Origin of the sequence: Sphingobium sp. HDIP04 (genome assembly GCF_000445085.1) — a bacterium.
GTDB lineage: Bacteria > Pseudomonadota > Alphaproteobacteria > Sphingomonadales > Sphingomonadaceae > Sphingobium > Sphingobium indicum.
In genome coordinates this window covers 37,456-52,245 of sequence record NZ_ATDO01000141.1, presented here as the reverse complement: position 1 = coordinate 52,245, position 14,790 = coordinate 37,456, and the positions used below count along the sequence as shown (strand labels likewise).

Annotated in this window: 15 protein-coding genes; 11 read left to right on the top strand and 4 right to left on the bottom strand. The window is 61.7% G+C overall.

The features are described from left to right. Positions 1-47: 47 nt before the first annotated feature. The 6 genes from L286_RS45895 to L286_RS45880 all read left to right on the top strand — a co-directional run bounded on the left by L286_RS45895 (position 48) and on the right by L286_RS45880 (position 6,930). Positions 48-626, top strand: a complete 579-nt coding sequence (locus L286_RS45895; RefSeq protein WP_020818022.1) for a superoxide dismutase — start codon at positions 48-50, stop codon at positions 624-626. 17 nt (positions 627-643) lie between these two features. Continuing rightward, the gene (locus tag L286_RS45890) at positions 644-1,120 is read left to right on the top strand and encodes a chromate resistance protein ChrB domain-containing protein (RefSeq protein WP_020818023.1); all 477 of its coding nucleotides are present in this window, start codon (positions 644-646) and stop codon (positions 1,118-1,120) included. Positions 1,121-1,856: 736 nt separating this feature from the next. Continuing rightward, complete coding sequence (locus L286_RS48730; protein ID WP_025160570.1) at positions 1,857-2,276, top strand: hypothetical protein; 420 nt, start codon at positions 1,857-1,859, stop codon at positions 2,274-2,276. A gap of 372 nt (positions 2,277-2,648) precedes the next feature. Continuing rightward, positions 2,649-3,068, top strand: coding sequence for a hypothetical protein (locus L286_RS48725; RefSeq protein ID WP_125445795.1), 420 nt, complete (start codon positions 2,649-2,651; stop codon positions 3,066-3,068). Positions 3,069-3,637: 569 nt separating this feature from the next. After that, positions 3,638-5,848, top strand: coding sequence for a TonB-dependent receptor (locus L286_RS45885; RefSeq protein ID WP_029986481.1), 2,211 nt, complete (start codon positions 3,638-3,640; stop codon positions 5,846-5,848). Beyond that, positions 5,845-6,930, top strand: coding sequence for a PepSY-associated TM helix domain-containing protein (locus L286_RS45880; RefSeq protein ID WP_025160568.1), 1,086 nt, complete (start codon positions 5,845-5,847; stop codon positions 6,928-6,930). The genes L286_RS45885 and L286_RS45880 overlap by 4 nt, the downstream gene beginning before the upstream one ends. Before the next feature lie 247 nt (positions 6,931-7,177). Here L286_RS45880 and L286_RS45875 read toward each other — a convergent pair whose 3' ends face one another. Together L286_RS45875 and L286_RS49640 are read right to left on the bottom strand one after the other, a co-directional pair. After that, entirely contained in the window at positions 7,178-7,324 is a 147-nt protein-coding gene (locus L286_RS45875; protein WP_167333273.1) for a hypothetical protein, read from the bottom strand. A 66-nt stretch (positions 7,325-7,390) separates the two neighbouring features. Beyond that, a complete protein-coding gene (locus L286_RS49640; protein ID WP_274518538.1) occupies positions 7,391-7,519 on the bottom strand; it encodes a hypothetical protein in 129 nt (42 codons plus the stop codon). An 82-nt stretch (positions 7,520-7,601) separates the two neighbouring features. Here L286_RS49640 and L286_RS45870 point away from each other — a divergent pair, with 82 nt between their 5' ends. Genes L286_RS45870 through L286_RS45860 form a run of 3 tightly spaced genes read left to right on the top strand, consistent with a single transcriptional unit; the run spans position 7,602 to position 9,641 of the window. Beyond that, positions 7,602-8,141: a hypothetical protein gene (locus L286_RS45870; RefSeq protein ID WP_021224025.1), complete on the top strand. Its 540-nt coding sequence runs from the start codon at positions 7,602-7,604 to the stop codon at positions 8,139-8,141. Next, positions 8,138-9,070 (top strand): HEPN domain-containing protein, encoded by a 933-nt coding sequence (locus L286_RS45865; protein ID WP_020818029.1) that lies wholly within the window; start codon positions 8,138-8,140, stop codon positions 9,068-9,070. The genes L286_RS45870 and L286_RS45865 overlap by 4 nt, the downstream gene beginning before the upstream one ends. Beyond that, a complete protein-coding gene (locus tag L286_RS45860; RefSeq protein ID WP_020818030.1) occupies positions 9,054-9,641 on the top strand; it encodes a sigma factor-like helix-turn-helix DNA-binding protein in 588 nt (195 codons plus the stop codon). The genes L286_RS45865 and L286_RS45860 overlap by 17 nt, the downstream gene beginning before the upstream one ends. Here L286_RS45860 and L286_RS45855 read toward each other — a convergent pair. After that, complete coding sequence (locus L286_RS45855) at positions 9,634-9,867, bottom strand: conjugal transfer protein TraD (protein ID WP_025160567.1); 234 nt, start codon at positions 9,865-9,867, stop codon at positions 9,634-9,636. The two genes, L286_RS45860 and L286_RS45855, sit on opposite strands and share 8 nt — an antisense overlap. Positions 9,868-9,889: 22 nt before the next feature. After that, on the bottom strand, positions 9,890-10,195 hold the full coding sequence (gene traD / locus L286_RS45850; protein ID WP_020818032.1) for a conjugal transfer protein TraD: 306 nt from the start codon (positions 10,193-10,195) through the stop codon (positions 9,890-9,892). Between the two features lie 173 nt (positions 10,196-10,368). On the opposite strand from traD, the gene traA reads away from it, so the two are divergent. Both traA and L286_RS45840 read left to right on the top strand, forming a co-directional pair. Next, a complete protein-coding gene (gene traA / locus L286_RS45845) occupies positions 10,369-13,302 on the top strand; it encodes a Ti-type conjugative transfer relaxase TraA (RefSeq protein ID WP_020818033.1) in 2,934 nt (977 codons plus the stop codon). Positions 13,303-13,319: 17 nt separating this feature from the next. Continuing rightward, positions 13,320-14,072 (top strand): DUF6118 family protein, encoded by a 753-nt coding sequence (locus L286_RS45840; protein ID WP_020818034.1) that lies wholly within the window; start codon positions 13,320-13,322, stop codon positions 14,070-14,072. Positions 14,073-14,790: the final 718 nt, after the last annotated feature.

Sequence of the window (14,790 nt, the reverse complement as noted above, 5' to 3'; positions counted from 1 at the left end):
TGTCGGTCGCCGTTGTGAAATAAATAGGGCAGATAGCTGTTCTGCCGATGTCAGTGCCTGTCGGATCGGGTCAGGGGTCGATCGTTCGTCCGATCAGCAAGGAGAATAATTATATCGGCTCGGTCAAGACGCTGAACGCCATCGAAACCCGGCTCGCTGCCGCCATGGCCGACCCCGACCTGCCGCCCGTCGTCTATGGCGGCCTCAAGCGTGAGGAGTTGCACCGCACCGGCTCGGTTGTCCTGCACGAAATCTATTTCGATGGGCTGGGCGGCAATGGTCAGGCGGGAGGGCGCATCCGCGATGCCCTGGCGCAGACATGGGGTTCCTTCGACGCCTGGCAAGCGGAACTGCGCCGGACCGGCATGTCGCTGGCGGGCGGCTCAGGCTGGGCCATCCTTGCATGGAACCATCACACCCGTTCGCTTCATAATCACTGGGCATGGGATCATATGCACGGTGCCGCCGCCGGCATCCCGATCCTCGCCCTCGATATGTACGAGCACAGCTTCCACATGGATTATGGGACGCAGGCCGCAAAATATATCGATGCCTGGTTCGCCAATCTCGATTGGGAAGCGATCGACAGGCGTTACACCCAGGCGGTCGCTTTGCCCCACTCCTGAGATGATGGAGGAATGCCATGAAATGGGTCACACGCGAGCGCCCGAAGATTGATCGGATCGCCTGCCCCTGGCTGGTCACGCGGTTCATCGATGACGATCCCGAATTTCTCTACGTTCCGGCGGGCGATGTATTCGAGGTCGCGAAGCGCGAGGGCGCCATCGCTTATGACATACCCGGCGCGGAACTCAGCCATGTTGGGGAATTGTGCAGCTTCGATGCCTTCCTCTCACGCTATAATTTGCATGACCCGGCATTGGATCAACTGGCGATCATCGTGCGGGGTGCCGACACATCCCGTCTTGATCTGACACCGCAGTCTGCCGGCCTGTTCGTCATTTCGTTGGGGCTATCAGCAATCCATCCTGACGATCATACCATGCTCGCCCAAGGGTTGATCGTGTATGACGCGCTCTATGCCTGGTGCAAATCCTGTCAGGGCGAGACACACACTTGGCCACCGGATGGATTTAAGCGAATAAACCGCCATTCCTGACCGTAGCGTTGTCGAGGTATTTTTGTTACCCATAGTCTGGTTTGGCGCCAGTCCCTCCGGTATTCTTTTACTTCGATCTTGCGCGTCTGAATTGGGCTTCACTCGAGAATTCTGAACGAAAGCTACCCTTTTCCCTATACACAGCTTCAAGGACAGCGAAGACCATCGCGGCATGCAACCTCGCTTTTATAGGCGCAGACTTTCAGGTGCGAACCGCGCCTCAAAAAAGCCCCGCCGTATGGACGGCGAGGCCAGTTTGGGTCGCATTGCGGGCAAAAAGCCTGCGAGCAAAACTATGGACTACGTCCAGAGAAAGCCCATATGCGCAAAGATATATAGAAACGAATTTTTCGAAGAAAACTCAATAACCTAGGTTTATTCTACGGGGGCCGGGTCACAAAGAAGGCTCCGCCCTTAAAAAAGGGCGGAGCTTATAAGTTTGGCAGCGGTATCTGCGCGACGATAATGTTCGGGGGCGCAATTGGTTCACGCCGTCTGAGAAAAATGAAAACCTTGATCCAGGCTTCGGATTTCCTGCCCGAAACGCGCTTTTCCTCTAGCTGGATGGCAAAAGCGAATGTGAATTGCTCCATACAACCGTGTTCATCCTGGGTTTAGACAAGTCGGACCGATGCAGTAAGCGCGATAAGACGTTGAACTTCTTTGTTCTCTCCCTTGTTGGGCTCCAACCATGTGCGATGCACCTGGAAACCAATGACTTATAGGAGAGACGATCATGCGACATGGAACTATCATCGCATCGCTGGCTGCTGCTGGCTTGCTCGGAACGAGCGCCATTGCACAGACAACGGCCGGCGGCGGCGCCGCTGCTTCAACGCGCGACGGCTCGGTGGCCGGCGGGGCCACCGCCGGAACAAATGATCGCGCTGGCGACAAGCAGGATAAAAGGCGCCATAAACATGAAGACCGTCGCGAATCCAACACATCAAACTCGGCTTCGACCTATGGGTCTGGAACCATTTATACCGACCGTAACCGAGCAACCGGCGGCGTAACGGCCGGTGGTTCCGCCAGCGGCACGGGATCGCAAAGCACCTCCACTTCGATCGACGCCTATGGATCGACCGACCGCAACGGTTCGACGGGCGAGGTTTACGGCGATTCCACGGCGGATTCCGTCAACCCTTCCCGCTGATATTGATTGCCGGGGAGGAGAGGTCTCCTCCCCAAGAGAGGCCATCATGGCACCAATCATTATGATAGTCGCTGCTGCTTCAAGCGTGCAACCGGGGCGAGAAACCTGTCTTCAGACCCATATCTTCGCTGATGGTCATATCGAAACCTCAACCGTCCGCGACGTTGGGGGCGCCTCTGCCAGCAGCTTGTCATCAGGCGAGCGCGCGTCTTCGCATGTCTCCGCCTCATCCTCATCAAGCGGTCACTCCGCAGCATCATCCTCTGCCAGCACTTCGACCGAAACAGACGGCAATCGCCGCTCTGTACAGGTGACAAATGGCCCGGAAGGATGCCGCATCATGATCGACGAACGGCCGGAAAGGACCGAATAATGAAACCATTTTCAGCATTTCTGATCGGAACGTCACTTCTTGTCAGCGCGACAGCCGCATCGTCGCAGACTACGACAGCGGGCTCGCAGTCCTCGACCCCTTCCACGGGGGATGTTTCTGCAGGAACTTACGGCTCTGGCAGCACTGATCCGAATAGTGTCGGCGTATCGGGCGGCGGCAATGCAACGGCGGCAGATGGCGGAACCGCTACGACGGATTCCCGGGCCAAATTCAACGATAACATGGCGCGCCAACGCTCGGTTGCAACGGCTCGGGATGAAGACGAACGGGCCCGGTCCATGACGAACACGCATGTGCGCAAGGATGGACAAGTTCGATCTCGGTCGATGTCGATCTATAAGGAAAAAGGGGAAAAGCCGATCATTGACCGCCAGACCACAACATCCGGGAAAAAGTGACCTTGGGTTATTGTTGACCTATCGCGAGGCGAATCAAGGTGTGGAGGAGCAAAGTCGATCAGGGATGACCTCCGAAGCACCGCAGCCATCAAACGGCCACCCACTACATCAAAATGCTGGTTCCACTGCCCATTGCCTGTTCGTTGCCGCGCTGGTTTCCGACATGATGTTCGTGGCCGATCGCTCACCGCAGGAGCAATCGCCTCGCGCTGGTTTCTTGGGGAAGGTATCGCTGGCGCGTTGCTCGCGGCTCTTGCGCTCCTGCCGGCTCCGCGGACTTTGCAGGAAATGCATGCATTCTTGCAATGCGCGAATAGCAGGATCGCTCGGCATTGTGCTTTCTGCAGCGGCAGTGCTTCTTCTTCTGTTTTAGCGATTGGAAAGGCGGCGAACTCGTTTACGGCTATGGGGTCGGACAAGTCCGCCAACATTGACTCGGATATCAAGCGAGGCCTGCCTTATTAACTCGCCTATCATTCCCTGCGGTAGAGGGTAATGCGCTTAATTGAGACTGACTTGCATTAGTATCGTTCATTCGCTAGCGAGCCTCCATTAAAAGGGGCTTGTGTATGCGTTTGATTGTTCCAACTCTGCTCTCCACGAGTGCTGTTCTCCTGGCGACGACCGCTCACGCACAGTCAGCGCCGGCTGATGTGGAGGCCGAAGGAGCAATTATCGTTACCGCCGCCCGCAGCATCCTGCCCGCTAACGCGCTGCCGTTGACGATCGATGTGGTGGGCAAGGAAACGCTCGACCAGCAGATCGCCATTTCCGGTTCAGTTACCGATGCCATTGCGACTTTGACCCCATCCTTCTCGCCGACACGGCAGAAGCTCTCCGGAGCAGGCGAAACGCTGCGCGGCCGCTCGCCCCTCTACGCGATCAACGGCATCCCGCAATCGACCCCGCTGCGCGATGGCGCGCGCGACGGCTTCACCATCGACGGCTTCTTCGTCGACCGGGTGGAGCTGATCTACGGCTCGAACGCGCTGCAGGGCATTGGCGGCACAGGCGGCATCGTCAACCAGGTCACGGTCGGCGCGCCGACGCAAGAGGGACTTGGCGGCCGCGTGCTGCTGCAGGGCACAGCCGACAACAGCTTCCACTCCGACGGCGTGGGCTGGAAGGCGGGCGGCCTGTTCCAGTATAAAGCCGGCGATTTCGACGCGACGATCGGCGCCACCTATGAAAAACGCGGCGTATTCTACGACGGGCAGGACCGCCGCGTCGGCCTCAATCTGACGCAAGGCGAGACGCAGGATTCGCGCGCGACCAATTTCTTCGCCCGCCTCGGCTATGCGACGTCCGCGACCGGCCGGATCGACCTGATCGCCAGCCGCTTCGAGTTGAAGGGCGACGGGGATTTCGTGGCGGTCGCGGGTAACCGCAACACCGGCCTGCCCACCAGTGCGGTCCACGGCAATCCTCCGGGCGAGCCGGCCGCCAACCGCACCGAAAGCGTGGCGCTGTCCTACACCGACACCGACCTCCTCGGCGGCAATTTCATCAGCCAGATATTCTTCAATCGTTCGCGCGACACGTTCGGCGGCGAAATCGCGCCGATTGCGACGTTCCAGGACCCCGCCATCGCGCCCGTCAACACGCTGTTCGACCAATCGCAGAACCGCTCGCGCAAGGTCGGCGCGAAATTCAGCTATGAGCGCGCGATGCCGGGCTTCGAGGCGTTGACCGCGACGCTCGGCTTCGATGCGCTGTGGGACAAGACCGAGCAACGGCTGACCGCCACCGACCGCGTCTGGGTGCCGCCCGCTGAATTCCGCAGCCTCGCCCCCTTCGCCCAAGCCAATCTCAAGCTGTTCGACGGCTTGGTGCGCGTCGCCGGCGGGGCGCGCTGGGAAAATGTCCAAATCAAGATCGACGACTATCACACGCTGGCCTCGACCACCTTTGTCGCATGTTCAACCAGCCTGCCCGCCGGCACGCCATGCGGCACGTCGACTTATGGCGGGGTAGCCGTATCCGGCGGCAAGCCCACATTCGACGATCTGCTGCTGAACGGCGGCGTCATTATCGAGCCCTGGGAGGGCATCCGCGCCTACGCCAGCTATGCAGAGGGCTATACCGCGCCCGACGTCGGCCGCATTGCCCGCTCGGTCAACCTGTCGGGCGTCGACATCGACACCTATCTCGCGATCGAGCCGATCGTGTCGAACAACCGCGAGATCGGCCTAGAAGTGAAGCGCGGGCCCATCGACGCATCGGCCACCTATTTCTGGTCGTCGAGCGACAAGGGCCAGCTTCTCGTTCCGGGCCTCGGGCGAAATTTCGACGTGCAACGCCAGCGCATCGAGATTAAGGGCATCGAGGTTAATCTGGGCACCAAAACGCCGATCGACGGGCTGAAGCTGGGGATCGGCTATGCCCATATCGAGGGGCGCTACGACAATAATGCGGACGGGAAGGTGGATACCGACCTGGACGGCGTGAACATCTCGCCCGACCGCGTCAACCTGTCGGCCACCTACAATCGTGGCCCCGTTTCGGCGATCGTGCAGACGCAATATTTCCTGTCGCGCAGCTTCCACGCCGACACCGGCCTGACGCAGCCCGACCGGCGCAACAATTTCGGCGGCTATCATGTCACCGACGCAAGCGTCCGCTACCAGACCGGTTTCGGCGGGCTGCGCCTGAGCGTGCAGAACCTGTTCGACAAATTCTACATCGACTATAGCAGCGACACGCGGCTGCCGACCGACAATCTCGCTTATTTCGCGGGACGCGGCCGTACCTTCATATTGAGCTGGGATTATAGTTTTTGAAGACGCTAGACCTCCTGCACCGCTGGATGGGCGGACTGATCGGCCTTGTTCTGGCGGTGCTGGGATTTTCGGGCGCCTTGTTGGTCCACAAGGATGCGTGGGTTATGCTGCCGCACGCGTCCGAGGCACAAGTGCAGGAAACGACCGCCATCGCTGCGACAGTCGAAAGGGTCATGGCCGACCCTGCTGCCCGGCCGGAGATGATTAGCTTCGCAGGAGAGAATTTCGGCCTCAACCGGCTGCGCTTCGCGGATGGGTCCGGCGCCTATACCGATCAGGCCGGCGACCTGGTCACGCGCTGGACCAGCCAGTGGGAACGACCGGAACTCTGGCTGTTCGACCTGCACCATCATCTGTTTGCCGGCGACACCGGAGAAACGGTGATCGGCATCGCCGCCATTGCCGGGCTTTTCTTCACCATCTCCGGCATCATTTTGTGGACCCGCACGCGCAAGACGTTCGAGTTCCGCCTGCTACCCAAGCGGATCAGCCGGCCCGCCATCCTGCGCCATCATCGCGATCTGGGCGTAGTCATGGCACCGCTGCTGATATTGGCGCTGCTGACAGGGGCAATATTGGTATTCCGCCCCATGGCCGCCTTGATCCTCGGACCAACTGCGCCCACGCAGATAGATGCCAGCCTGAAGGCGCCTGCCTATCGGGCCGTGCCGCTCGCAGCAACGCATGACTGGCGCGCGATCATCGAAGACGCCCGGACCCTTTTCCCTGACGGCGAGATCCGCAGTCTGTCGCTTCCTCGCCAAGGCAGCGGCCTTATCACCCTGCGAATGAAGAGGCCGGACGAGTGGCTGCCAAATGGGCGCACGACCCTGTGGTTCGCCGCGGACAATGATCGTCTGGTGAAGGCTCGCGACGCTTCGCGCATGTCTGATACCGTGAAGGTTTACAACATGCTCTACCCGCTCCACGCCGCCAAGGTAGGAGGGCTAGGCTACAGGCTGGTCATGACCCTTGCCGGTCTGGCGTTGGGTCTGCTGGGAACCTTGACCGTCTGGTCCTTCTGGTTTGCAAGGAAGCGCGTTAGCCACCCGGGGCATCGATTGGCCGAGGCACAGCATTGATAGCGGTCCACAGGGACGCACGAGAAATTCGCGGGAGCGCCATCGACGTCCGCTCTCGACCAGAGAAGCTTCCCTCGACGAACGACAGCTTCTAGGATCAACAATGGGCCTGTTGAGCGACCGTCTTTGGCGCAAGTCGGCTGTTGGAAAAACACCACTTTTGCACATTGGTCATGCATTTCTGCGAAAATATCTCCCAGCATAGAGGTTGGAGGGTTTTCCGTCATGCCAGAAATGACCCGTTTCCCTATCCTGCCTTGCCCTGCTCGCCCTCCAAACGCTCTACTTCGCGTTCAAGCACAGTACGAATGAACGCGGCCCTGCGTTGCCGCCCGACCAGCTTGTCAATTCGCTCGCCGAGACCTTCCGGCAAACGGATGTTGGTCGATTTCACGTTGAGCGGTGGCCTTCCCATAATTGTGTCGTAACCGCGCACGACCCCCATTCAACCGGTAGCAGATTAAGCGGTGCCGGTTATTGCATATTTCCCCCATTCCGAGTTATAAGCGGTGCCGCTTAATGCCTCCAGATCGCCATTCGGCGTTTCAGGATGGCGAAATGAGGAAGGCAGGCCGATGACCTCATCCAATTTTCCTTCTGATGATTCGGTAGGCGGCACATCGCGCCGCGCGCTGCTACGGGCACTGACGACCGCACCAATTGCGGTTCCGTTGATCGCCTCGCCCTGGGGTGAGGCTCTGGCCGATCTTCACGACCATCATGGCGATTCACCGGCGGCCCTCGTTCGGACCAGAACGGGGCGCAGCCTGAGCCGCTTCCGCTATCACAATGCGGAGTCCTTTTATCAGGGACTGGGGCACGGCCTCTATTACAATGACGGCGGTGAGATGATTTACCGATCCGGCATTGTCGCCCAGCTCGCGCTTTCCTCCCACCTGCTCGACGTTGGTTTTGCCGACGAGTGGAACGCCCGTCATATCCGGCTGGATGTCGCCAAGTCGCTCGCCCATGCCAATGCGACCGGCTTTGGGCATGACTGTCCCGACATGGCGCGGCTCGCCGCCATTCTTTCCCCCTATTGGAAATGGGGCCATGCCCATCGGATCGATGCGCCGCTCCCCGACAATGGCGGGTTCACGGTGGACGAGGTTCGCCTGCTGCTGCGCGCCCTGCTCGACCGCGTGCATGACGTCACCGGCCATCGCCGCCCGAACGGCTGGCGTCGCGAACAGCGGGACGCCCGATCATGACGCCGTCCATCGACAGGGAACGTCTGGCATGGCCGGTGCGGCAGGAGTTGTGTTGCGTCACGGCGATGCTGTTCGAGGCGTTCGCCGAAACGACCAAGGGCAGGTTGTCCGAGCAATATCGGTCGGGCCGCATCCTTACCCTGATCCTGCACGGGTCCCATGCGCGGTCCGATTCGTGGAATGTCGCACCGGAGGATGCCTTCCACCTGCTGGCGATCGTCAATCATCCCCGGCTGGCGCGCAGGCGGCAGGATTGGCGTCTGGTGCGCGACCGATTGTGCCGCGCGTGGGAGTTTGGCGAGATCACCCGCCCGGTGCGGCTGACCGTCCATAGCCTCGAACAGGTCAACGGCGCCCTGACCGAGGGCATTCCCCATTTCGTCGCCCTCGCGGGCGAAGGCATCCCGCTCTACGAGATGGAGGGTTTTCGGCTCCCGTCGCCGCGTCTGCTGCCGCTGCCGGAACGGCACGCGCGGGGACAGGCCGAGTTCGCCCGCTGGTACAAGCGGGCCAGCGATTTCCTTATGGGCGCGGCCTTCTACCGGAGCGAGGGCAACGCGCCCATGGCGGCGCTGTTGCTGCATCAGGCGTGCGAGCATCTTTACCAGTGCATCGTCTGGACGGTCACCCTGCATGGACCGCGCACCCATGCGCTCGACGAACTGCGCGAAAGGGCCGAGGCGCTCGAGCCGAGTCTTTCCATCGCATGGCCGCGCGCAACCCCGTTCGAGCGCCGCGCCTTCGGCTGCATCCGCCGTGCCTATGTCGAGGTTCGTTATGGCCATTCTTATCGCATCGGTTCCGATGAACTGGCATGGGCGATGGAACGCGTGCTGCTGCTGCACGACCTGACCGAACGGCTCTGCCGCGCACGGCTGGACGATATGATCTCGGTTCATGGGGAGGCCTGTCATGACCGACGCGCTTGACCCCGAGGTCGAGCGGCTCGCCGCCTACAGGAAAGCCGTCGATCGCCTGCCGGTCCTGACGCGCGTCATATTCCTGCTCGTTCGTCTGGATGCCCTGTCCTATGATGAAATCGCCCGTCGATTGTCCATCGACGCGCAGACGGTGGAATCCTGCCTCATCGAGGCGCTCGGCATGATCCGCATCATGCTTGATGGGGCAGAACCCCGGCGCCGGGACGATCCGCGCATCGCCCTTGCCGAGACTGACCTGCATCGGCGCCATCGCGCCTATTGCGAGGAACGCTTGCAGGCTTTGGGCATCGCTGGTCCGATCCCGTGGACCGATCATGGCGACGACGACCAGGCCCTCATGCAGATGATCGTCGCGGCCATGCCTCCACGCGTTTACGACACCTTCTTCCTCAATCGCGTCGAACAACTGAGTTATGCGCAGATCGCCGAACGCATGAGAACGTTCCAATGGATCGTGCGGCATCGCATGCTCCGCGCCATTCGCCATATCATGCGAGGTCCGGATCGGTTCGAACCTTGGCTGCGCGATAGGGCCTCCGCACCTGCGACGATCAATTAGCCGATGGCTTCTCCGCCTCGAACGCGCGTTTGCCTTTTCGTTGCCACAGCGCCAGCGCGTTGCCCCGCTCTGGCCCGCGCAACCTGTCGGCGACCGTCAGGAACGCGCCGTAGAGCGTCGCGCGATCATCATCGGTCAGATCGACCAGTCCAGCCTTGATGACAAGCCCGCCCAGCTCGATCAGGTGCCGCGTGCGTTCGCGACGCTTGATAGCCCATTCGCGTATGTCGGTTCGCGCCTTTCGTGCCTCAAGCCGATGTCCCGCCGCCTTCAAGCGGGAGAGTACCGCTTGGGCCGCGATCAGGTCCGCTCGCAGGCTGGCGTTTCTCACCGCGAAAGAAGGCCGCGCCCGCCTTGCGCCAGCCCTCGTTTGTGGCGGCGTCCTTCACCGTGACGGCATGAAGCAGTGCTCCTGCCAGCAGATCGGCGTCGAGGGCATCGGCTCCGCAAGCCGTAACCAGTTCGCCAAGCTGGCGCACGCGGCGTTCCTTGAGCGCCTTCGCCTTGTCGGCAAGGGCCTTGAGTTCCGAATCGAAGTCGCGGGGTTTGTGCATCGCAAAGTCTCCATTGAGTGACGATGGGGTGATGATAAGATAAACCTCGCCGCCGTGCAGTAGAGTCGCCGGGACAGCCTGACACCGCCTAGTCCCTTTCGAGAAAATTTTGAGAAGGGCGCGCTTATACGTCGTTCCGACGTGCACTCTTTGGCAGTAAATGGATGATCGTCATGGCGATCTTCCATTTCTCCGTTCAGGTCATCAGCCGCGCTTCTGGTCGCAGCGCCGTCTCTGCAGCCGCCTATCGCGCGGGCGAGCGGCTGCACGATGAGCGCCTGGATCGCGACCATGATTTCCGCGCCCGTGCTGGCGTCGAACATAGCGAAATCATGCTGCCCGATGGCGCGCCCGAACGCTTCTCTGACCGCGAAACCCTCTGGAATGAAGTTGAGGCCGTCGAAAAGCGCAAGGACGCCCAGCTCACCCGCGAAGTGGAGTTCGCGATTCCGCGCGAGATGAGCAAGGCGGAGGGCATCGAGCTTGCTCACGATTTTGTGCAAGCCGAGTTCGTGGATCGCGGCATGATCGCCGACCTCAATGTGCATCGGGATGTCGGGCCGGACGGCATGGAAAAACCCCATGCCCATGTCATGCTCACCATGCGCGAGGTCGGGCCGGACGGGTTCGGGCAGAAGGTCCGCGAGTGGAACGAGCATGGCAATGTCGAGCTTTGGCGCGAGCGATGGGCCGATCATGCCAATACGCGGCTGGCCGAACTCGACATAGACGCCCGCATCGATCACCGCAGTCTTGCCGATCAGGGCATCGACCTTGAGCCGCAAAGCAAGATCGGCGGTCCGGCCCATCGCATGGATGCGCAAGGCCTCGAAGCCGATCGCGCCGAAATGCATCGCGAGATCGCGCAGGCGAATGGCGAACGCATCATCGCTGATCCTGGTATCGCGCTCGATGCCATCACCCATCAACAGGCGACATTCACCAACCGCGATATAGCCATGTTCATCCACCGGCATTCGGACGGGCAGGACCAGTTCAACGCCGCGATACGCGCAGTGCGCGGTTCGCCAGACCTGATCGCCCTGGGCAAGGATGGACGCGGCGAGGATCGGTTCACGTCGCGCGAGATGATCGAGACCGAGCAGCGGCTACAGCGCGCCGCCGAGTTGATGGCGGAACGCGAGCGGCATCGCGTCAACGAGAGCGACCGGGAGGGCGCGCTGCGCGCGGCAGCGGCGCGCGGGCTGGATCTGTCGGGCGAGCAGCGGGCGGCGTTCGACCATGTGACCGATCGCCACGGCTTGAGCGTCGTCGTCGGCTATGCCGGGACCGGCAAAAGCACGATGCTGGGCGTGGCGCGTGAGGCTTGGGAATCCGCTGGCCTCAACGTGCGCGGCGTGGCGCTCGCGGGCATCGCTGCCGAGGGACTGGAAAACGGTTCCGGCATCGCGTCGCGTACCATCGCCAGCATGGAACATGGCTGGGCGCAGGGGCGCGACCTTTTGGGTACCCGCGACGTGCTGGTGATCGACGAGGCGGGCATGGTCGGCACGCGCCAGATGGAACGCGTGCTGTCCCATGCGGTCGAGGCCGGGGCCAAAGTCGTGCTGATCGGTGATCCGCAGCAATTGCAGTCGATCGAGGCGGGCGCGGCCTTCCGGTCGATCCATGAGCGGCATGGGGGCGTCGAGATCACGCAGGTTCGCCGCCAGCATGAAGGCTGGCAGCAGGACGCCACGCGGCATCTGGCGACCGGCAGGACCGGCGAGGCCATCGCCGCCTATGCCGACAAGGGCATGGTCCATCAGGCCGAGACGCGCGAACAGGCGCGCGGCGAACTGGTCGAGCGCTGGGATCGCGAACGGCAGGCCAGTCCAGACGCCAGCCGCATCATCCTCACCCACACCAATGCCGAGGTCCGCGATCTCAATGACGCGGCGCGCGATCGGATGCGCGCAGCCGTTGAACTGGGCGACGATGTGCTGGTCAAAACCGAGCGCGGCGACCGTTTGTTCGCATCGGGCGACCGCATCATGTTCCTGCGCAACGAGCGCAGCCTGGAGGTCAAGAACGGCACGCTCGCCACCATCGAGAAAGTCAGCGACGGCCACATGGCGGTGCGCACCGATGACGGACGTTCGGTGGCGTTCGACACCAAGGACTATCGCGACCTCGATCATGGCTATGCCGCCACGATCCACAAGGCGCAGGGCATGACCGTGGACAGGGCGCATGTGCTGGCGACGCCGGGGATGGATCGCCACGGCTCCTATGTCGCCCTGTCACGGCATCGGGACGGCGTGCAGCTTCATCATGGGCGGGATGATTTTCGCGATCAGTCCCGGCTTGTCCGCACACTTGGCCGTGAACGCGGCAAGGACATGGCGACCGATTATGCGAAGGCGGACCCGGCCCGCGAGTTCGCCGAGCGGCGCGGCATCAGCTTCCGCGAGCGCATCGTCGAGATAGTGCGCGGAGGTGTCGAGAAGGCGCGCGGGATTTTCGACAATTTCCGGCCCAGGGCCGAGCGTCCGGAGCAGGAGCGCGTCGTGAAGCGCCAGCCCGAACAGGAATCGCAACCGGCACGTGCAGGCGGCGTGCGCGGAGCGGTAGAGCGCTACGCCAAGGTGCTCGACGCGATCCAGCAGACCCGCACGAAGGGGCTGGACGCCATGCCGCACCAGCGCGAAGCGCTGGAACGGGCACGCGAGATGCTGAACGCGATCCGGCCGCAAGGCGCGTCCGACCTCGACAGTGCGTTTCGCAGCAGCCCGGTGCTTGTCCGCGACGCCGCAGAGGGACGCGGCCAGGCCGCCGTGCGTGCCATGCAGTTGGAAACGGAAATCCGCATGGACCCGTTCCAACGCGCAGATCGGTTCGTGGAAGGCTGGCAGCAGTTGCGCCAGCATCATGCCGATCTTGTCCGCGACGGTAATTTCCGGGGCGCGAAGAGCGCCGCGCAACAGATGGCCGGAATGGCAAAGAGCCTTGAGCGCGACGCCCAACTTGAATCGGTGCTGGGCCTGCGTAGCCGCGAACTTGGGTTGGAGATCGGCCAGCAGATGGGCCGCAGCCTGTCCCGCGACCTCGCCGCCTCCATCCCCTTCGATCACGGACGCGACATCAGCCGTGGCATGAGCCGCTAACCCAAGGAGACAAGGATATGGACGACGAAGAACAATCGCTACTCGCCGGCCCCGACGCCGCTTCGCCCGACGCGGCGGCCGAGGCGTTCGCCCGGCTGTCGGAGCGCGTGGCCGGAATGGAGAAAGAATTAAGCGGCAGGCTGGCATCGCTTACCCGCACCATCGACCATCTGGCCCTTGAGAGGCAGAGTGTCGAGATACCCGATTACAGCCCGACCCTCGCCAGGATGGGCGGGCATCTGGCCAGCATCGCCGCACAGACGAAGGCGATGCAGGACGCGCCCGCCATGCGGTTGACCCCCGAGAGTATGGCTGCGCGGATCACCGAAGCGGCGAATGGCGCACGGGAGGCGGACAGGGCAACCATCAGCAAATCGCTCGACCTCCACCGCCGCGCCTATGCCGATCTTGGCGAGGCCATCGGCAAGGTCCGCACGAGGGCGCAGCAACGCTGGCACATGTTCTCCACTGGCGCCGGCACGACACTGGTTATCTTGCTCCTCTGGCTGGTCTATCCGGGTTGGGTAGCCAATATTGGCCCGCAGGGCTGGCTGTGGCCCGAACGGGTGGCGCGCCGGACGATGGGCGAACCGACCCTATGGGATGCGGGTATCCGCCTCATGCGCGCCGGGAACCCGGAAGGTTGGCAGGCGATCGTGGACGCCGCAGACATGCGGCGCGAGAACCGTGAGGCCATCGACGCTTGCGAACGGACGGCTGCCAAGATCAACAGGACGGTGAGATGCACCATCAGCGTCGGGCAAACTTAACCGGGTGGGAAGTATTTGAGGTGGCTCTCGCGACCGACTGCTGCCGATGATCAGCAGATGAGAGCTTACGCGAGCACGCCCGCCGTCGAACTGGCGCAATCCATCATCGTAGCTATGGAGCGCCCGCCAACGGATCCATGACCTCCGGCAAAAGACCCTGCCGCTGTGAGCAATGTTGAATAAAAAGAGCCCGCCGACGCAAGCGCCAGCGGACTTAGGAAAAGACTCCCTAAAAGGAAGCCTTCGGGTCGCAGGCGCCGCATATGACCGTTTTTATGACAGGAATTGTACAGATCCGACATTTAAGGAAAATTGTTACGAGTTGGAAATGACTTAGCCCCATTACCGCATGGTGCCGACACAACTAGCGGCGGTGAGAGCATAGCAATACGGTGCCCGCATGAAGCGATGCGTGGCTATCATCTTGGGAATAGGTTTGCTGACCGGTTGTGACACTCAGTCGCGTCGGCTCGGCCTGCAACGATCGAATGACCGCTGCTCAACTATGTCGGTCTTCCATGAGCGCCTCGGGCGCGATGTAAGCGGCGGCACCCCGAATTGGGATTTTGACGAGGATCGTTCACCTTTCGTCCAAAGTTACGTCAACAGCCCATACGGTGAGCCATGGACAAGGCAGTTGCACGCTTCCTGCCGCCTTGGATCGTTCATAAAGCGGCCGGTCGGTTAGTCTCGGTCGAATTCGGCCCGGCGCCTTCAT